Genomic DNA, 20,099 nt, shown 5'->3' with positions numbered 1-20,099 from the left:
TTATTGTCAAAATTTTCTTTGTATTTATGCATTAAGTATGTTAATATCTATTAATATTGATGTATAATATAATTAAGATTTTATTCGTTGCCGATTTATATATTTTATAACTAAAAACTGTAAATTTTATGTTAAGTAAACTAAATAAGCCTGCTTTATTTGCTTTAATATTTTATCCTATTTTTATTATATCTCTTGTAGTTAAATATTCGTTTGATTATGGAATAGGGCTAACTGAAGTTATTTTTATAATTGCTAGTTATTATATTAATAATATTACCGTTGGGATCGGTCTGCATAGGTTATGGTCTCATAATGCCTATAAAATAAATAAATATGCCGAGTTTGTCTTAATTATGCTGTCTGCAGGAACATTACAAGGACCAGCTTTATCTTGGGCATCGAATCATTATAAACATCATAGATATACGGATCAAGACCAAGATCCGCATACTCCTTTAAAATTTGATAATAAATTTTTAGGCTTTATGTGGTCTCATATAGGATGGATGCTAGTCGGAAGCGGTAGCTATAAGTCTATTGATCGCATTACTTGGGCTAAGCACGGGAAAAACAATTTATTAAAATGGCAGCTAAAATATTATTGGCAAATAGCAGCTTTTATGAATATTGTCGTGCCTTTATTTATCGGTTACTTAGTCGGTGGTACTATGCAATCGGCATATGCAGGATTTTTATTTATGGGGCTCGGTAGATTCCTACAGCAGCAAGCAACCTTCTGCGTTAATTCTTTATGCCACTTTGCCGGTAGTAAAAAATATTACAAAGGCACTGCCGGAGATATTTGGTGGATGGCATTATTCTTACTCGGTGAAAATTGGCATAATTACCATCATGCTTTTCCTTCAGATTATCGTAACGGTGCAAAATGGTATCATTTGGACGTTCACAAATGGATAATATTTTTAATGAGTAAAATCGGTTTAGCTTCAGAACTTGAACGTACTACAAAAGTACGTATACAGGCAAAAATGCAAGAAACTTTAAGCTATCTTAGTGAAAAACAAAAGCAAAAATTGACTTTAATGCAAACTAAAATAGATCATTTATTAGAAAATCTATGCTTAAAAATTAAAGAGCTTGAAGAATCATCTATTACTATCAAAGAACAATTTAAAAAATCTTTTGTAGAAATACAAGAATCACTTAAAAATTTAGCGGAGCAAGTAAGTGCTGCAACGCAAATAACAGAAAAATCTTCGGAAAGACTATTAAAAATAGTTAATAAAAAAATTATTGATGCCGAACAATCTATTTATAAGCTGTATAATCAATTAAATACCTTAAAGGTATCTAATTAGGCATTATTAAATAAAGATAGATATCGTGATTGCAAGCGGGTGTTGGTGTTGTCATATGGGTCCTGTTATGTCATGCCCGCCTACGCGGGAATGACATCGGTATCCACGTGGATAACACCTTCTCACAATGACGCAAACTATCATTTTTTACTTAACAACGCCTCTAATTAGTTTCAATTTGAATGATAAAAATTTTAGGTATAGAATCAAGCTGTGATGATACAGCTGTTTCTATAATCACCGAAAATCGAGAAATCTTATCTAATATAATCATTTCACAAAATACAGAACATGCAGTTTTTGGAGGGGTAGTACCTGAAATTGCTGCACGTTCTCACTTATCGCATCTAGATAAAGCATTAAAAAATGTTTTAAAAGAAAGCAACACTAAATTAACGGACATTAGTACAATTGCTGCAACTTCCGGTCCAGGTTTAATCGGCGGTGTTATAGTTGGCTCAATGTTTGCAAGATCACTAAGCAGTGCTTTAAAAAAACCCTTTATTGCAATTAATCATTTAGAAGGTCATGCTTTAACCGCAAGACTAACCGATAATATTCCTTATCCTTATTTACTCTTGTTAGCTTCGGGCGGACATTGCCAATTTGTAGCAGTTTTAGGTCTCGGAAAATATAAAATACTAGGATCTACTATAGATGATGCCGTAGGCGAAGCCTTTGACAAGGTAGCCAAAATGCTAAACTTAGCTTTTCCCGGAGGACCTGAAATTGAGAAAAGAGCAAAACTTGGCGATCCTCATAAATATAAATTTCCAAAACCTATAATTAACAGCGGTAATTGCAATATGTCCTTTTCAGGACTTAAAACTGCCGTGCGTACTTTAATAATGAATTTAAAGGAAATTAATGACACTGTAATCAATGATATAGCGGCAAGTTTTCAATTTACTATAGGAGAAATTCTAAGTAGTAAGGTACAAGATGCTATTAGAGCATATGAACAAATAACAAATAATTTTGATAAGAAGAATATAGTTATTGCCGGCGGTGTCGCTGCTAATAAATATTTACAAAAAATATTAAGTAGCTGTGCTAAAACATATGGTTATCGGCTTATTTATCCACCTATCCACTTATGCACCGATAATGCTGCAATGATTGCATATGCAGGACTTGAGCGTTACAATAATAAGTTATTTACTCCTTTGAATTTCTGTCCAAAAGCTAGGTGGAGTTTAGAGGATATTAGTAATTAAAATTTATTTACTGATATCCTCTAAGAAGAAATATAATTTTTTAATATTGACACTTCTTAATTTAGTAGTATGATATGTAATTACCATGAAACATGGCAATTACGTATATAAAAAAGAGGTAAGTTTATGAGCAATAGCAATTATGAAAACATATACAAAGCATTTTATTGTTTTTCAGAAGCAACCAATTCTGCCTATTCAGCCGTAAATACTTTTTTAGAACTACCTAATGTATTTAATAAATATCCTACTGTTATTTCTTTAATTTTTTCTAAAACAGCAACATTAGACTCTAATATAACCAATATAATTAAAAACGGTGTTATTATATATGAGATATCAACAACCTTAATAGGGGCCGTAAATACTTTTTATAAAGATAAAAAACTAGTCGATAAAATATTAAAAGACGGACAGAATGCTATTGATAAGCTTATTGAAACAACAACCTATTTATCGCCAATAGTTACAGATATTACAAATTCTTACTTAGTTGATCCGTATAAAGAAGAAAACGCACTATTATTTGACTTACAAATTCCTAACTCTACTAGTAGTGATTATTATAAATTATCAGGTACTGAAAGTATAACATTAGCTGAAATTGAATATTATTAATACTAATTTATAGAATTTGTTTATTACTTTTTCTAGATGACCATACTCCTTTTAGTTGTGGTCTTGTTGCATTGCTCGTTTTGTGTCATTCCCGCTCCCGCAGGAATGACATCAAACGCGTTTTTTGAGCTATGCAACAAATCTTTTAATAGCTCGCAATGACAAAATCAATCATTATTAAACAGTGCCTTTAACAAGAATAGTGGATTATGCGATAATTCGTTATTCGGAAAAAATTAATCAACTCATTGTTACCTTCAATTCTTTATCCTTTGCATTTATTTTAACCGTTTTACCGCTACTTATTTCGCCTGCTAAAATCATTTTGGCTAAATTATTTTGTATTTCCCGCTGGATAAGACGTTTTAAGGGTCTTGCTCCAAAGCTTGGATCATAACCTTTTTCGGCTAAATAATTTAATGCAGATTCATCAAATTCAAGAATAATATTTTGTGCTAGTAAAATTTTCTTTAAACTTTCAAGCTGTATCTTAACTATATCATGAATATTATTACGATTTAGGCGATGGAATAATATAATCTCGTCTAGTCTGTTTAAAAACTCAGGTTTAAATACTGCTTTTACATATTCCATAACCTCATCCTTTACTTTATATGTATCTTCGTCCTCTTTCTGATTAACGAGTATCTCAGCACCTAAATTAGACGTTAAAACTATTATAGTATTCTTAAAATCAACCGTTATACCTTGACTATCTGTTAATCTTCCCTCATCAAGTATTTGCAGCATAATATTAAATATGTCGGGATGGGCTTTTTCAACCTCATCAAATAATATTACCTGATAAGGACGGCGTCTTACTGCCTCCGTCAACACTCCGCCTTGATCATATCCGATATAGCCGGGAGGAGCTCCTATCAGGCGAGAAATAGCGTGCTTCTCCATATATATTCCGACATATCTATACGCAGTATTGCATTACGGTCATCAAAAAGAAAACCAGCTAAGGCTTTGGTAAGCTCGGTTTTACCGACTCCGGTCGGTCCTAAGAATAAGAACGAACCAAGCGGGCGATTAATATCTTGAATCCCTGCACGTGATCTTCTTACCGCATCACTAACACCTTTAATTGCCTTATCCTGCCCTATTACCGATTCTCGTAATTTCTGCTCCATCACAAGCAGACGCTCACGTTCACTTGATAGCATCGTATCAATTGGAATACCAGTAATACGAGAGATAATACTTGCTATATCGCTTTCCGATACAATTTCTTTTAACAGCCCTTTATTATCCATACTTTCGGCTTCCTGAATCTTTTTCATAATCTCAGGTATAATTCCGTATTTTAGCTCACTAGCTTTAGCGAGATTAGCATCACGTTCGGCACGTTCAAGCTCGTTTCGGCTACGGTCTAGTTCTTCTTTGAGCTTTTGTGTTTGCTGTAGTTTAGACTTTTCAGCTTGCCATTTAGCTCCCATATCATAGGATTGCGACTCTAATTTTTCTAATGCTGTAGTTAAATGCTCTATTTTCTTTTTAGAATGCTCGTCATTTTCTTTTTTAAGTGCTGCAACCTCTATTTTTATCTGAATAATACGACGGTCCAGCTCATCAAGCTCTTCTGGTTTACTTGATAGCTCTATTTTCATACGGCTACAAGCTTCATCAATCAAATCAATAGCTTTATCAGGTAAATAACGATCGGTAATATAACGGTTTGATAACGTCGCTGCTGCAACTATTGCACTATCGGAAATTCGCACTGCATGATGCAGCTCATACTTTTCTTTAATTCCTCTAAGTATTGATATAGTATCCTCAACCGTCGGCTCACTCACGTAAACAGGCTGAAAACGACGAGCAAGTGCCGCATCTTTCTCGATATATTTACGATATTCATCTAGAGTAGTAGCACCGATACAATGCAGCTCACCACGAGCAAGCATCGGCTTTAGTAAATTCGAGGCATCCATAGCACCGTCGGTTTTTCCCGTACCGACTAATAGATGCAATTCATCGATAAATAAAATAATTTCACCGCTTGATTCTTTGATTTCGCTAAGCACTGCTTTAAGACGCTCTTCAAATTCGCCTCGATATTTAGCTCCCGCTATTAAAGCTCCCATATCAAGCTCAATAATACGGCAATTAATAAGCGATTCAGGTACGTCCTTACTAAATATTCGTTGTGCAAGCCCCTCTATTATAGCAGTTTTACCGACTCCAGGTTCTCCAATCAATACAGGATTATTTTTCATACGTCGTGATAGTACCTGCACCGTTCTTCTTATTTCTTCATCACGTCCGATTATCGGATCAAGCTTACCGCTTTCGGCAAGCTCTGTTACGTCTCTGCCGTATTTCTTTAAAGCATCGTAACTATTTTCTGCCGATTCGGTATCTGCTTTTTTGCCTTTACGAAACTGTAAAATAGCTGTTGCTATTTTTTTATTATTAATTCCATTATTCGTTAAAATTTTACCGGCTATAGTATTATCATACGTTAATGCTTCAAATATACGCTCTATGGTTACAAAGCTATCCCCACTGTCTTTAGCAATGCTACTAGCTTTTTCTAAAACTTTAAGAGCTTCAGCAGAAGAATAAACTTGTCCCCCTCCCTCAACCTGAACTTTTGGGATTTTATTTAGTTCTAGCTGAACTTGATCTTTTAATAAGTTTATATTACCGCAGGTATTATTAATAAGGGTTTGAATTATACCTGTTTCTTCACTTAAAAGACTAGATAATAAATGCAAAGGTAATATTTGCTGATGATCATTTTTAGCAGCAAGTGATTGGCTACTAGCTATCACTGATTTAGCATGTGCAGTAAATTTATCAATATTCATATAAATAATATATTTTAATTAATAAAGTTAAATATTTTTAACTAGACTATTTTTATATAATAATTTTTAATTAAAATAACAAGAGATGCACAACTACATATAGAATTTTATAATGCTTTCATCATTAAAAAAACAATTTGATAACGATAAGGAGTTTTTATTAAATCATACAAAAGAATTTTTAACCACACCCGGAGTAGGCGTTACTTTAGAAACAAATAGAGCGAAAATTGAAGGAAAAAACGGTGAAACTCCAATATTAATACGTGACGGTCGTAACAATCCCAATGAAAAAATTGTTTTAGGCACTAAAGCTTTTGAAATGCAATATTTAAATGCTATCAGAGGAGCGATAAACATAGCAAAGGGCAAAAATAAACCTGAGCTTGTGCTGAAATTAAATAAAGAAACAGTAAAATTTATTAATAGTTTTAATGCTTTGAATATGGAAAAATCACAAGAAAACATCTCAAAAATAGGCAAGCTGAAATTGACAGTGTTGCTGAATTGCTAGGAAAAAATGATATTAAAAATGCTCATAACAAATTAAATGTTGCTAAAGATTTTCAAAATTTCAATGATGAGCATTGTAATATAGTCACTTTGTCAAAAGTCATCAATGATGAGGGAAAAGAGCATATTGTAGTCGAAGCGGAAGTAGCTTTTAAAGGCTTGACAGAAGAACAACAGCAAGAATATCAAAATAGAGACGGTAAAAACTGGTATAATGTAATGCCTGAATGCGAGAGGAAGCTTGTTGATCAGTATACTGATACAATTTAAAACGGTAGGCATGTTATCCCAACCCAGTTACGACAAATTGTTGGCATGAAAAACGCCTTTGAGAAAATTGGGGCAATAACCGACAAAGACGGTAAAAATTTTGAAACATTGCTTATATCTAAACATGCAGGTACATTAGCTTCGATTTCAAATGATATAGATTCTAGACAAAAAATTACCGACTTAAATGCACACCAAGCTCAAGAATGGCTTGAAGACGGCGTTATTCTTCATACTAATACATTAAACTCAGGTCCTATAGGAGCTGGCAATGATCCCACAATTGTTGATCAGACAAAAAAATCTATGGAAAATGTCGGTGGGACAAATACTAATACTCCTCTTAATTTATTTAGGCTTATAGGAGTAACAAATAACTTTGCAGGAGTGAGTGATACTTTAAACAAAATAGCAAAAAATTTACCGACTGAAAAAGGAATTGATGAATTAAAAGCACATATTAAACCGAGAAGCAAATTTGAACATTTTTTTAGGATAAATAAACCTAAAGGAAATGCAGCAGAAACAATTAACAATGCAAATTTAACGGATCAGGAAAAAGAAATATTAAAAAAAGCTGTAACATTAAGAAAAAATATTGAACAAGCAGATATTCCTTTTAGAGTATCCTTCGAGACAAAACTTCCTTTTATATCTTTTGATAAAGAAAATATTAATCTAAATATATCAGATGTCTTAAGTAATTTAACAGCGAAAATAAGACAAAATAAACAAGAAACTAAAACCACTAGTTTAATAAATTTACCTCAGGAAGAAATATGCACAATGTGTGCCAGCGGTAAAGATAGAGAAGGGCTTAATGAACATAATAAAATATCTCAAGCAGTATCAAAATATACCGGTATAAAAAGAAACAGACATCGATAAACAATTACTTAAAAACTATCATATTACTCAGCAAGCAGGTAGTATTTATGCAGGCGGTGCAACAATAGGTTGTTACGGCACTAAAAAAGAAAATAAAAGAGTCATTCCAAAAAGTAGAAAAGAAACACTTGCTGCTATAATGGCATTAACTGCTAAAACTAATAAAATTGCAGACAAAAAAAAGATGGATAAAAGATAGATGCAGAATATGAAAAAAATCACCCTAGAGAATCTATCGCAATACACAGTGATAGGAAAGTTGTTAAACCGTTAACTAAACGTTATCACAGCTTAAACTAAGTATAACCCCACCGGTTAAATTTAATAAAAGTCAAAATATAGGTATGGAGAAATAATGTCAGAACTTACAATTGTAACAGGCGGTACTAGAGGAATAGGTAAAGCTACCGCTTTAGAATTAAAAAATAAGGGTCTTACGGTAGTTGCTAATTTTTTCAGCAATTACGACACTGCTAAAGAAATAGAAGAAAAATACGGTATAAAAACCAAACGCTGGAATATTGCGGATTTTGAAGAATGTAGAAAAGCAGTAAAGGAAATTGAAGAGGAGTTAAAAAAACCGGTAAGTATTCTTGTAAATAATGCCGGTATTACCAAAGATAAAATGCTACATAGAACGAGTCATCAAGATTGGAATGATGTGATTAACATTAATCTCAATTCTTGCTTTAATATGTCTAGTAGCGTAATGGAGCAGATACGAAACCAAGATTACGGTCGTATAATAAATATCAGTTCAATTAATGCTCAAGCAAGGCAGGTTTGGGCAGACTAATTACTCTGCTGCTAAAGCTGGAATTATCAGCTTTACTAAGGCCCTTGCTCGTGAAACTGCTTCTAAAAATATCACCATTAACTGTATAGCTCCAGGGTATATTGCAACCGAAATGGTAGGAGCAGTACCCGAAGACGTGCTTGTTAAAATCGTTAATAGTATCCCCAAAAAAAGACTAGGACAGCCGGAAGAAATAGCTAGAGCCGTGGCATTTTTAGTTGATGAAAATGCCGGATTTATCACAGGTGAGACTATTTCTATCAACGGCGGCCATAATATGATTTAAACAATTAACTAATAATAGATTAGAATATGAAAGAGATCGTAAACCAATTAATCTCTAAAGGAAGAGAACTTTTAAGTATATAAAGAAGCACTTAATATATTTACCTTAAATTAAACAATATAAAGGTTTTCTACATATCTACTATTATGAAGGCATCACTTACTTGTGTTGGGGAGAGTATTATAATAATGTTGAACAAACAGACCTTTACCTTAAGGCAGTAGCTTCATTACGACAAACAGCTCTATATACATCTAAACCTAAAGATACTGATATTTTATTAGGAAAAGCTTTTTATAAAGCAGGCAAATTAAGCGAAGCTGGTACTGTACTTAACAAATATATATATCTTGTCCAGAGAATGAGGAAGAATTTCAGGAAATTCTCAGTCAAATAACTCCAGAACTTAATAAAACTAATAATTCACCGATGTTATCGAGAGATAGTAGTCAATTAACTTCGTTTAATAATAAAGATTCGCATGATATAATAGAAGTGAGTCAAACATTAAATGCATTAATAAGCATAATAGCTAAACATGACCACGATATAGCTCGACATGCGCAAGCAATTGCAGACATAAAAAAATGTTACAAATTAAAGAATTGAAAGTCATTAACCCTAAATTAGAAGAATATTATAAATGTTTTAATATGGCTTTACAACAATGTATGTATTGCTGCTAGTGCTGTAAGTAGCGGCCTAGTAGTTCCTGATGCAGGGTATTTAACGTGTGAGTGCCTCTTCTCTTATAAAATGGGTTTGTTATCTTGGCGACATAGCAGCGTCCGGTTTTTTAAATTCTATTGCCACTGCTCTAATAGCAGTTCTGCATAATGCCGGTGATAATATGTTTAACTCTAAGGAAGAAAAAAAGCTAGTAGATGTACTTACTAAATTTTGTAAAATGATTAATAAACAATCTGATATAACCGTACCTGTAGGACAAGATCTACAGAGATTAGCTTTACTTTTTGCTAATTTAAGGAGTGTAGAAATCAAAAAAAAATAATGAAACAGATTTCAGTAATTTCTTTACGACTAAATTGCCAATGCACAATAAATTTTTTCGTTATGATACCAAATAATATCAAAGAAATGAATAGTAATCCTATGGAAAAATTAGCGTTTCAAGATGCTATTTCTTTGATTAGTTATATGTATCATCATGCAGAGGATATATTAAAGAGTTCTAAATCGTTGTTAAATCAAATTTTAACTACTACAAAAGAAGGATTAAGCACATCATGGGATGATATAAAGAAAACTACTTCCGGCAATGTAGATACGATTTATGGCAAATGGAAAAGCAAGTACCTGAATCTGAAATAATAACTGAGAAAGCAAAAAGCGGACAGCTGCGAAGTATAAAGATATCTTGCTTTTCGGTTGATTGCTCAAAACCACTTTAAAAAAATAGCGATTTCTTCAACCGGTATCAGAAGAGGAGTTGAAGATTTTCTTAATCAAAAATATTTTGCTGATAAATTTACTGAAGAAGAACAAGGTTGTTTTGTCTTATTCTTAGCATATAAAATATTTAGATATGGTAATAAGGTATGTCTCAAATATTTTAGCGAGCAACAGCCGGAGCTAATTACAAAAATTTTCGATGATTATCCTCATTTATTTTTTAGGAGAGAGGCAATTAACATATGTATTAAAAATAAAGATGGTAGACAAAAAGCATTAGATGCAATAAAGTTAAAATCGTCAGATAAATTTTTTCAAGATTGCTTTGATACAGTATTCCCTAAGGTAGATGTTGTTGTAAACCTCATATTTGAAGAAGAACCTAAACCGAAGCACGTACCTAATGAACCTGAGCTTGTATTTAACTTAGAGCTCATACCTTTAAATATAGACGAAAATGATGATGTACTACCAACAAGTAATGTAGAAAATAACCACTAAATTTTTAAAATGACTAGCATATATCACATTCTTGACCGTGTTCCTGCTATTTATAAGCAGGACATGGAAATAGAGTATGAGCATTTGGCTATGCAATTAATTAAGTCCGGTAAATTACGGATAGATACCGATGATTGCTGCAATTTTGCAAGGTTTACCGAACCTGCTCTTAATATAAGCTTAATGGTTAGTCAAGAAGAGCTAACAAGCCCGCATTTAATCCCTGAAACTACCAAGCTTTTTCAAAATTTATACAGAAATTCCGCTTCAGATCAAAAAATAAAATCAATTTTCGATAATTTAAAAAAGCAAATACAAAAGCTACAGCCGGTTAAGAAAGAAGTAACCGAAATGCTAGCACGTATTTTTGTTCAGTCGGCTCATCCGATCGTAATAAGGTGGCTTCTTCTTAATAAGACGGAAGTATTTCTTACCTACTCACATAATATCGGCGATATGATGGATATGGTTAGCTGGCAACGAGTAGGCGGTAATAGCGGTATGCAAAGCACTAACGGCAAGGACGTAGCTATTTTTGTTTCATGCGGCGGTAATCCTTTTGCTGAAAACAATAAAGATCATCCGACTTACGGCAACGGCTTTGCTGCGGCAGCAAGACTTCAGATTATCGCAGCCCAAGAGCTTGGGCATTTTGCCGATATAAAGAGAGATGATAAAGGCAGGCAAATAACTCGCCATTCGGCTAATTTTTCCGGTACTAAAGCTACCGATAAAGTACGAATTGCTAGAAAAAATGACATAATACATTGTCATAATTTGCTGAGTAAGCTCCTTAAAGCAGGTATGAAAAAGCAATTAGATTATGAAACGAAACTTAAATTTTATAATGCAAATAAAGTTAGCGGCTTAAAAGTTTATGCTATAAAATTCATGATTTTTATATATAAATTTCGGCTTTTAAATTATAGCAGTAGGAATAATCTAATATTTGTAAGAAAATTTAAAACCGATGAATATATGGCATTAATGATTGATGCTATGTTTAAAGATATGCAAGCTAATTTATCACCGGCAGCTGACGTGTATAAAAATAAAAACCCTGAAATTGAAGAAGCGATAGCCTGCATTGAAGCCTTAGCAAGAGTACCGCAACAAACCGTAAAATGGGGATATTTAACTACCAAAGAAACTATGCATGACCTTTATAAAATATATTATAACGAGGTTATACCTTCTTTAATTACTAGCTATAATGCTATCACCGGTGAAAATTATCAACGTGATTTTAAAAAGCCAAAAAGTAATTTCTTTTCTAAAATCAATATCTTTAGTAACAAAAAGTTAGTACTAAAACCGGTTAGGGAATTATGAGTATACTGATGTGAAATGAAGAATGGTAGACGAAGATTAACTTCAAAAAGAGCAAGGAATTCACAAGGCGATGAGGCATTGCTGCGTGGATATTGTTTTTTCGTCATTGCAAGGAAAATTACAAAGTAATTTGACGAAGCAATCTCAGGAGTTTGTTATTATTTCATGAGATTGCCACGCAGCCTACGGCTGCTCGCAATGACGATTTGGTATCCCGCACAGGAATGATATTTTTAGAACAATATCTTTAACTTTATGAACCTTTGGTGGCTAGTATATTTGCTGCGTAAATTACAGTTATACGTTGCAAATAGCTCAATATTCTTATGAGCGGTAAGTAAACTTGCACCTACATTATAGCCGACTTTCGGTGTGCTGCTACTTGTAGTGTTCTCAAAGTAATTATCTGCCTCCATTACTCATCCTCAAAATTGATAGGGCGGCTACATCATTCGCCGTGTGAACCCTATTAATATTAATCACAATATTTGTACCGAATGCCGTAGGGAGATTTTGAAAAACTATACCGCTTTCTCCTAAAACATTTATAGTAATATTACCTTCAAGTACTACATCACCGGTAAGAATTACGTTACGTCTAAGATCGAATGTCGAGCCATTAACGTTAGCATTACCGTTAATTGTAATGTCCTGCGTGCAAATATTATAAGTTCCCGAATCAAAATTAGTTTGTCTAGAATGAATATCATTATGCAATTTGTGTTCATGATTACCTTCAAACATCACTTTAGAAACTTGTTTGGTTTGTGAGCCGATTTCATAAATATCAGGAATCTTTACGAAAGTTACCTCTCCTCTCATAGTTTTAGTAGTAGTAATATTACCGGTAAAACCTTTATTAACCCTTACCTTCCCAAAACTTATAAACTCTAAATTCTCTGTATCTATTACACTGCCGTTGCGATGTTTCATATCAACTTTTTCTTTAAATACAAGCTCAATAGATTCAACGGCACTAATATCATTACCGGTAATGGTTAGCTCAGAACCTGTTCCATTACCGCTTATAAGCTTTAGCTTTGCTTTTGCATTATTATTGGCGCCATATGCAAGAGGTGCTCCTAAAGCATTTTGAACTGCCCTTTGAGTTTGCAGATTGTCAACGTTAGTTATATTGTTAATACTAACTCTTGTAGTTGGATTGCCTTCAATAATAGTAAATACCCCATTAAAACCATAAAGATTAATATCATTAATATTAATATTTTGGGCAAAATTAACCATATGGTTATTTTCTGCGATAATAATATTGTCATTATCTTGTGGAAGATAATGGTTGTGATTATATCTTCAATCATTCATCGTACCTATATTAGAAGATGGATTTCCCGCCGGAATAATATCCGCCGCAAAGCCTCCCATGCTTGCAAGCAGCCCAATACTACTGGTTGCTAGTAAAAGTTTATTAAAAAAATTTTGTTCTTATTAGTTATAATTTCCCCTATAACTTATTGCTTTTAATGATTTTACCACTTAACTTATCGGTCATTATACACTATTTATTTACGACACACAATAATTAATGAATAAATTTACTATTAGTTAATATTTATTAATTATTTACGATGGCGTGATTTATGAAATTTAAGGGAAATAGGCTGGTTTAATGAAAGGTAGGGGTTATGGTGTTTGTTTGGTAGGTAATCATCATTGCGAGCAGGCATTGCCCGTGTGGATCAGTTTTCCGTTGTCATCCCGTGGTTTGACCACGGGATGACACCGAGTGCGTTTTTCAATCCGCACAATAATGTCGTAATTTCCTCGCAATGACGTCAAAATAACATCCTATTCATCATCTATATTAGAAAGCTCATCTTGTAATTCTCGAGAAAATACATCCTCATCATCGTTAGAATCATTCGATTTCTTAAGAGAGTTTTTGAAATTATTTAGGTCTTTATTTTCAAATATTTCAATAGATTTTAAAGTCTCGTTTGGAATTATAACTATAATATTTTTACTTAATTCATCTAAATAATCAGTGGTAACGGCAACTTTCAGTACTCCTCCATATTTGCTCTGTTTGCCACTTACTACAAAATCTTTTAAAGATTTACTTTTAAAATAGTTTTCAGAAGTAAAGATCATTGTTATAAAAAATAGTACTAACGAGATAGTAGTACCTACGGCAAATCCTGCTAATAGCCCTAAGAATCTGTCAATAAAACCGTTTCTCATAAATGAAATTATAGCAAGAAATTTATAAACTATAAAAACACATAAAATTAAAGCAATAACATAAGATATAACACCGGCAATAATTATTCTTATAACCTCATTATCCATATATTTCCCGATTAGGTCAGAAATATATGGATATAAAAAATATCCTAACATTATAGAAGTAATAAAACCGAGTATTCTAGTTGCAAACCCAATTATGCCTTGATATAAGCCGAAAAATGAGAAAAGAGTAATAATAGCAAAAATAGTAATATCAAAAAATGTGATCATTATTGTTAACTTCTATTGAATAATTGGATTTAAATCTTATATATTATATAATTAAAGTTTAATTTATGGGCGATAAAATTTTTCATAACTTATCCGGTAAAACACTAGTTGCTACACCGCATGTAATTACAAAAGGCATTTACCATAAATCCTTAATTTATATGTTATCACACACGGAAGAAGGAGCAATAGGATTAATATTTAACCGCTTAGTAAATCATATAGATTTAAAATCGTTTTTTAAAATAAAAAATGACGAAATAACAACCCCGGTTATGGTTCCTATATATCTTGGCGGACCCGTAGAACATGAAAAAGGGTTTTTTCTTCATTCTAGCGATTATAATAAAAATTTGTTATTGGATTTCCATAATGATTTAGCAGTAAGCTCTAATTTAGAAATTTCAGAAGATATAGCTTTCGGTAAAGGACCTAAAAATAGCTTATTCATTGTCGGTTATACAGCATGGAAACCAGGGCAGCTTGAAGAAGAATTAGAGACAAATCTATGGCTGGTTATGGATTGTAATAAAGAATTTATTTTTGCCGATAATCCTGAAAGTAAATGGCATAATGCATTAAAACACTTAGGCATTGATGAAATACATTTCTCATCACAAATAGGAAATGCTTAGAGATTATCTGTTAACCATTTTTCGGTAAGCCTAAGCAATAATGCTTTAAAAATTTTCCCTGACTGCTAATTAAATACACAAAATTAGAATGTTGTAATTCATATTTGTTTGTTTTTACATCAAATATTTTGGATGTATAGAAGACCTTAAATTGATCTGCTAATTGTTCAATATCTTGGACTCTCCCTGTTAAACCTATAAAATTATTATCTATTTTTTCTAAATATTTTTTTAATACTTCACTTGTATCATGCTCAGAATCTAGAGTAATAAAAACTACTTGTACTAAAATATTCTCTTTCTTCAAAATCTTAATAATATCTTCTACTCTTTTTAGTGTTTGATTGTCATATAAGGAATAGGTAGTACCAAAATAAATCAAACTTAAATGACCTTGCAAATGGGTACTATCAAATTTCTTTCCTTCTTGATCTATAAGAGTAAACTTAATTTTAGGCGAATCGTCCATATTACTAGTTTTCGCACCAATCTTAAGCTTAGACGGAGTTAATGAAGAATACAATAAACATAAAAATATTATGCCCGTAATCATAGCTAGGGCTATAAAAATTTTTATAATATACATTTGGTTTTTATTATTTCTCATAACCTAAGTAATTATTAATATTTATTTATAATAACACTTATTCTTATCATACATGCAATAAAAATCATCTTTCAGTATATTAAATATCGTAATATCTAAATTGTGATATTTTTAGTTAAAATTAATTAATTTATTAACTAAATTGAAATTTTTTGAGTTAAGATTATTAAATAAAAAACAACTAAGAAACGGATTAATTATGTACAATTATACCGTTTATGTAAAACGTTTAAATGATAAATTTAAAAAACAAGAACATACGGAAATAGTAGATAGTACTATTTCAAATACTAAATGACAACAACAATGCAACTCAACCGATACAAACACACTCCTAAATCAAAATTCGTTTGAAATAACAAATAATATTGAACACAATAAAGCAGAAAATATGAGGGATATAATGATGTTGAAAAAAGAAGAAATAAAGGAAGCAGAAATGGAACATTTTATATCCAATATGTAAAGGATAAAAATTTTATCGACTTAATTAATAAAGATAGTGAGAAATATGAATCTATTATTGATAGGAGTAATAAAGCTATAATTATATTAGGGCAAGAGAAAGAAGATTTAAAGCTCATAGCTAATTTTCTTAAAGACGGTGAATTAATATTAGAAAGTAATGAGTATGGAGATTGGGACTGCTCAAAAAAAGTCTAACCACAAGTTCAAATATTTTAGATAGTTTTTATATAAAAAACGCAAAATATTTAACATATAACAGTTCTTATTTGGATGCTGCTAATTCATCCTCTGAATCTACTATTGACAAATTTTTCCTACAAAAAATCTAAGTACGACTCCTACTAAATTTATATTAGCAATAAAAAATATTGAAACCAAAAACTCTAACTTTTCCCTTGTCAAAGCCAATCTAGAAAAACTTGTCGGTATATTTGAACAATTTACTAAATTATATTGATATAAATGAAGGTAATTTATCTATAGTAGTGACTGATAGCCCAAACAAGCAATAATCATACTCGTATATCTAAAATTATTGATGAAACTATAAAACTCGGTAATTTTAGCGATGAACAAAAGAGTATCATTAATAAAATAAAAGATTCTATTTTTACTTCAAGCTAGCGAGCAAGCAAAAGACTATACAAAGCTATTAAATATTAGAGATGATAATTATATCATTCTAGATGAATATAATAAAATAACAATCGACGGCGAAAATTTAACATATATTTTAAATTCTATAAATATAATTAATAAAGAAGTACCAATTAGTATCAATGAGCTTAAAACATATATAGAAAATAATTTAAGTTTTGAAGATGTTTTGCCTAAAACAGACAAATTGAAACAATTAATAGATATAGTAAATTATTATAAACAGTTAGAAGACAATGCCAAAACTATAGGAAATTTCTTAGAAACCGTTAAAAAATTAAATCAGCTTTTAGAAACACCGAAATCAGAAAATAAATTAGAGAATCTTCTAAATTACCTTAAATATTTATCTAACATCAAATTTTCCGAAAAAGAAAATTTGGTTACACTTAATTCTGCAAAATGGTTTAACGATTTATTTACCTCGGGGCATATAATATAAAAGAAAAGTTATTAGAATCATTTAAGCATACAATATGCAAAGATAAAGATTCATTTTATAACAAATTAAATGAGACTATTGAAAAATTTTATGAAGATATCAAAAATAACGATGTTTTAGACTTAAAAGCAATCAATAATATATATAAAAACTTTTTACAGCATATTAACAATTCTAGCACTGATGTTGAAAATTTAGATAATATTAAATTATTTTTAACAAAGAGCTTTAAGAATTTTAATAATATATTAGGTATAACTATAAATAATAGCATTAGTAATTTAGAAAAACTAATAGGATCAGTCAGCAAGCAAGAAGCTAAATCTCTTTGGAAGTATATTACCGCCTCTAAATCTATTACAGAAATATCTCAAAATCTCGATAAAGTAATATATGATAAGCTTTTACATCAGCCTGTGTTACCTGATCAAGCGCTACCTATTTATAATTTATTAGAAAAATTACTAAAAGAAACTCACAAATCTATTAATGATTGTTATAAAAACGAAAACTTATATAAACATCAATTAGCAAAAATTTATTGTCAACAAGCACAAATCTGTACACCTAATGGCTCAACAAAACTATCTAAAGACTCAATAGGATTGTATGAAAACGCTGCTAACCTTGGTTCTGAAGAGGCAAATATAAAACTTGGGAAGATTGAATTTAAGAGTGGAAATTATGTAAAAACTTTAGAATATTTTAAAAATACTACTCATATATCTTATGCAAAAGAAGCTTTTAATGAATTATTACATCTAAAAGAATCAGAACTAAAAAAGAAAATACAGCAAAAGAAACTAAATTAGCATCAGAAATAATTGAATTATATTCAAGCCAAGGTGATTTTTATAACCAATATAATCTAGATATATCAGAAAAAAGTCTGCAAGATTCACTAAAAGTATTTTGTCTTAATACGAAAGCTCTCATAGAAGAACAAGGAAGACCTAAACCTTATGGAATATTATATGATTTGTCTAAAGAGTTAACATCAATAATTTCTTCACCGTGTAGTCAACTTAAATTTATACAAAAAACTGAAAAATATAAAAATTTAGCAGAAAAATTTAAAGAAGAAAAACTAGAAACTAATTATACGAATATTACGACAAGCCGGTCACATGATTCATACTTTAAAGAACCTTTACTTAAGTTCGATGATTTACACCTTAATTCTTCATTTAGACCATATTATGATAATAATGAAGATTCTAGCAATATGTTAGGTGCTTGTTATAATTCCTCAGAGTTAGCCTCAATGAGAAAAATTTAATATCTCTTAATACAATTTTTATAGACAAGCAGAAATGTGGTGCTAGTATAAAAATAGCTATATTTAACGATGAATTAGATTATGACAAATAATCAATTTTCTGAAGATACCAAAAAAATTGCTGATCAAATAAAAGATGCATTAATGGGTATTAGTGACGATCTTGTACTTGAAAGTAAAGAGGTAGAGGAAATTTTTGAAGAATTAAGCCAAAATGAAGAATTTGAGTATGAGACGGAACGAATGCTTTCTATCTTAAATGAACAAACTATGGATTTAACTCAACTGCAAAGTCGGATTATCTTATTAATCCGTAAGTATTTAGGTAAAACTAAAAACTTAAAGCTTAAAATGCTTAAAATGGACGAGAAGCTCATTAACAAGAATGTTGCCGAAGTCAGTAATTATTTAATGCATCAGCATTCTAAAATAGTTAGAGATGCTAATAAAAACCTTACAAACCCAAAAGACAAATTACAAGGTTTAACCAAACAAGCTAGAATAGACTTAAAACGTTTATTAAAAAGCTTTGCCGTTTACCAAATTTATATGTTTATGAACCCAAAAAGAATAGCAGGCGAAACGAAGCTAATGAACTTCGCCTACAATATGATCAAAGGGGGCATGAAACTCGCTAAAAAATATGAAGGCGGCAAGGAACAAGAAATTAAATCATATTCACCTAGACTTATTAAAAAACTTGAAAAAGCTCATGTCGGCTTTAAAAAAAGTGGCGGTATATCAATTTAACTATTGTATCTTTTTATAAAGAGCTTATACTAAACTAACATTAATATTATGATAGGTATCAAGCTTTCAACTTAAATTATTCATGTAAACTTAATATTGCGGAACTAATAACTTGGGTACATCTTGGCTGCAGTACTCAAGAAAAACACCACGCTCAACCTGTAAAAATTAACATAAAACTCTTTCTCTCAACTCCTCCCCTTGCTACTATAACGGATAATATAAACTATACTGTTTGTTATGCAAAAATCGTACGGCTAGTACAAAAACTTTCTCAAGAAAATCACTTTAATCTTATCGAGTATTTAGCCGCACAAATATATGTGATATTATTTATCAAAATTTTATCGAATCTAAATTAGAAAAGATTTTTCTAAACGTAACCGTTACTAAATTAAAATCACCGGTTTCAGGAGTGCACGGCGGAGTTTCTTTTTCTTATTCAGGAAAGGAGACACTATGATTTATATTTCTATAGGCAGTAATTTAGGTAATAAACTTTTAAATATTAAAAAAGCTCTAAATTCACTAAAAAGTTGTAATTTTATATCGCTTAAGCAAGCTATTATTTTTGAAACACAAGCTATTCTACAACCTAATGCAGATAAAGCTTGGGATAAATCATATTTAAATATGGTGGTGCAGGGCAAAAGTACTTTAACGCCTAGTAAACTTCTAATTGAGCTTAACAAAGATTGAAAAACAACTAGGTCGAGCAAGCTCTTACGATAAATGGTCTCCAAGAGTTATTGACTGAGATATCCTACTTTGGAATAATTGCCATATAGATTTACCTGATTTAAAGATACCGCAT

General features: G+C 31.2%; 22 protein-coding genes and 3 pseudogenes. 20 read left to right on the top strand and 5 right to left on the bottom strand.

What is annotated here, in order from left to right; genetic code table 11:
- Positions 1–128 precede the first annotated feature (128 nt).
- The 3 genes from RSL_RS00330 (at position 129) to RSL_RS00320 (ending at position 3,157) form a co-directional block, all read left to right on the top strand.
- Positions 129–1,322, top strand: coding sequence for an acyl-CoA desaturase (locus RSL_RS00330; protein WP_014273121.1), 1,194 nt, complete (start codon positions 129–131; stop codon positions 1,320–1,322).
- A 182-nt stretch (positions 1,323–1,504) separates the two neighbouring features.
- On the top strand, positions 1,505–2,539 hold the full coding sequence (gene tsaD / locus RSL_RS00325; RefSeq protein WP_014273120.1) for a tRNA (adenosine(37)-N6)-threonylcarbamoyltransferase complex transferase subunit TsaD: 1,035 nt from the start codon (positions 1,505–1,507) through the stop codon (positions 2,537–2,539).
- 126 nt (positions 2,540–2,665) lie between these two features.
- Positions 2,666–3,157 (top strand): DUF5424 family protein, encoded by a 492-nt coding sequence (locus RSL_RS00320; RefSeq protein ID WP_014273119.1) that lies wholly within the window; start codon positions 2,666–2,668, stop codon positions 3,155–3,157.
- Between the two features lie 240 nt (positions 3,158–3,397).
- On the opposite strand, the pseudogene clpB reads toward RSL_RS00320, so the two are convergent.
- Positions 3,398–5,973: pseudogene (gene clpB, locus RSL_RS00315) on the bottom strand (ATP-dependent chaperone ClpB).
- 112 nt (positions 5,974–6,085) lie between these two features.
- Between clpB and RSL_RS00310 the strand changes: the two are divergent.
- The 10 genes and pseudogenes from RSL_RS00310 to RSL_RS00265 all read left to right on the top strand — a co-directional run bounded on the left by RSL_RS00310 (position 6,086) and on the right by RSL_RS00265 (position 11,972).
- The gene (locus tag RSL_RS00310; protein ID WP_041472066.1) at positions 6,086–6,487 is read left to right on the top strand and encodes a hypothetical protein; all 402 of its coding nucleotides are present in this window, start codon (positions 6,086–6,088) and stop codon (positions 6,485–6,487) included.
- A complete protein-coding gene (locus RSL_RS00305) occupies positions 6,481–6,756 on the top strand; it encodes a hypothetical protein (RefSeq protein WP_041472065.1) in 276 nt (91 codons plus the stop codon). Before RSL_RS00310 ends, RSL_RS00305 begins: the two co-directional genes overlap by 7 nt.
- 45 nt (positions 6,757–6,801) lie before the next feature.
- Entirely contained in the window at positions 6,802–7,644 is an 843-nt protein-coding gene (locus RSL_RS09455) for a hypothetical protein (RefSeq protein WP_231287722.1), read from the top strand.
- A gap of 355 nt (positions 7,645–7,999) precedes the next feature.
- A pseudogene (locus tag RSL_RS00295) lies at positions 8,000–8,726 on the top strand (SDR family oxidoreductase).
- A 163-nt stretch (positions 8,727–8,889) separates the two neighbouring features.
- Entirely contained in the window at positions 8,890–9,123 is a 234-nt protein-coding gene (locus tag RSL_RS10570) for a hypothetical protein (protein WP_014419682.1), read from the top strand.
- A 32-nt stretch (positions 9,124–9,155) separates the two neighbouring features.
- The gene (locus RSL_RS00285; protein WP_014419681.1) at positions 9,156–9,335 is read left to right on the top strand and encodes a hypothetical protein; all 180 of its coding nucleotides are present in this window, start codon (positions 9,156–9,158) and stop codon (positions 9,333–9,335) included.
- Positions 9,336–9,459: 124 nt separating this feature from the next.
- Complete coding sequence (locus RSL_RS00280) at positions 9,460–9,738, top strand: hypothetical protein (protein WP_231287720.1); 279 nt, start codon at positions 9,460–9,462, stop codon at positions 9,736–9,738.
- 62 nt (positions 9,739–9,800) lie between these two features.
- Complete coding sequence (locus RSL_RS09660; RefSeq protein WP_233417487.1) at positions 9,801–10,058, top strand: hypothetical protein; 258 nt, start codon at positions 9,801–9,803, stop codon at positions 10,056–10,058.
- A gap of 57 nt (positions 10,059–10,115) precedes the next feature.
- The gene (locus RSL_RS00270) at positions 10,116–10,640 is read left to right on the top strand and encodes a hypothetical protein (RefSeq protein WP_014273118.1); all 525 of its coding nucleotides are present in this window, start codon (positions 10,116–10,118) and stop codon (positions 10,638–10,640) included.
- Positions 10,641–10,649: 9 nt separating this feature from the next.
- Entirely contained in the window at positions 10,650–11,972 is a 1,323-nt protein-coding gene (locus RSL_RS00265; RefSeq protein ID WP_012736933.1) for a DUF2748 family protein, read from the top strand.
- 233 nt (positions 11,973–12,205) lie between these two features.
- Here the strand turns inward: RSL_RS00265 and RSL_RS07200 are convergent.
- From RSL_RS07200 to RSL_RS00255, 3 genes and pseudogenes are all read right to left on the bottom strand, one after another.
- Positions 12,206–12,382 (bottom strand): annotated as a pseudogene (locus RSL_RS07200) (autotransporter outer membrane beta-barrel domain-containing protein); the annotation flags it as partial.
- Positions 12,375–13,217, bottom strand: coding sequence for a hypothetical protein (locus RSL_RS00260; protein WP_014419680.1), 843 nt, complete (start codon positions 13,215–13,217; stop codon positions 12,375–12,377). The gene RSL_RS00260 and the pseudogene RSL_RS07200, both read right to left, overlap by 8 nt.
- Before the next feature lie 561 nt (positions 13,218–13,778).
- On the bottom strand, positions 13,779–14,447 hold the full coding sequence (locus RSL_RS00255; RefSeq protein ID WP_014273116.1) for a CvpA family protein: 669 nt from the start codon (positions 14,445–14,447) through the stop codon (positions 13,779–13,781).
- 65 nt (positions 14,448–14,512) lie between these two features.
- Between RSL_RS00255 and RSL_RS00250 the strand changes: the two genes are divergently transcribed.
- Entirely contained in the window at positions 14,513–15,082 is a 570-nt protein-coding gene (locus RSL_RS00250) for a YqgE/AlgH family protein (protein WP_010976730.1), read from the top strand.
- Positions 15,083–15,092: 10 nt separating this feature from the next.
- Here RSL_RS00250 and RSL_RS00245 read toward each other — a convergent pair whose 3' ends face one another.
- The gene (locus RSL_RS00245; protein WP_014419679.1) at positions 15,093–15,689 is read right to left on the bottom strand and encodes an SCO family protein; all 597 of its coding nucleotides are present in this window, start codon (positions 15,687–15,689) and stop codon (positions 15,093–15,095) included.
- A gap of 1,294 nt (positions 15,690–16,983) precedes the next feature.
- Here RSL_RS00245 and RSL_RS00240 point away from each other — a divergent pair.
- The 6 genes from RSL_RS00240 to RSL_RS09450 all read left to right on the top strand — a co-directional run bounded on the left by RSL_RS00240 (position 16,984) and on the right by RSL_RS09450 (position 19,984).
- Positions 16,984–17,256 (top strand): hypothetical protein, encoded by a 273-nt coding sequence (locus tag RSL_RS00240; RefSeq protein WP_014419678.1) that lies wholly within the window; start codon positions 16,984–16,986, stop codon positions 17,254–17,256.
- 416 nt (positions 17,257–17,672) lie between these two features.
- Positions 17,673–18,068 carry a hypothetical protein gene (locus tag RSL_RS00235; RefSeq protein ID WP_014419677.1) on the top strand — a complete coding sequence of 132 codons (396 nt, stop codon included), beginning with the start codon at positions 17,673–17,675 and terminating at the stop codon, positions 18,066–18,068.
- 167 nt (positions 18,069–18,235) lie between these two features.
- The gene (locus RSL_RS00230; RefSeq protein ID WP_014273113.1) at positions 18,236–18,535 is read left to right on the top strand and encodes a hypothetical protein; all 300 of its coding nucleotides are present in this window, start codon (positions 18,236–18,238) and stop codon (positions 18,533–18,535) included.
- Positions 18,536–18,616: 81 nt separating this feature from the next.
- Positions 18,617–19,285, top strand: coding sequence for a DUF5394 family protein (locus tag RSL_RS00225; RefSeq protein WP_014273112.1), 669 nt, complete (start codon positions 18,617–18,619; stop codon positions 19,283–19,285).
- A 95-nt stretch (positions 19,286–19,380) separates the two neighbouring features.
- Entirely contained in the window at positions 19,381–19,647 is a 267-nt protein-coding gene (locus RSL_RS07185; protein WP_324602889.1) for a dihydroneopterin aldolase, read from the top strand.
- 97 nt (positions 19,648–19,744) lie between these two features.
- The gene (locus RSL_RS09450) at positions 19,745–19,984 is read left to right on the top strand and encodes a 2-amino-4-hydroxy-6-hydroxymethyldihydropteridine diphosphokinase (protein ID WP_010976725.1); all 240 of its coding nucleotides are present in this window, start codon (positions 19,745–19,747) and stop codon (positions 19,982–19,984) included.
- Positions 19,985–20,099 lie beyond the last annotated feature (115 nt).

The organism is Rickettsia slovaca 13-B, assembly GCF_000237845.1.
Lineage (GTDB): Bacteria > Pseudomonadota > Alphaproteobacteria > Rickettsiales > Rickettsiaceae > Rickettsia > Rickettsia rickettsii.
The sequence above is the reverse complement of the archived record's forward strand: the minus strand, read 5'-3'. Positions and strand labels throughout refer to the sequence as shown.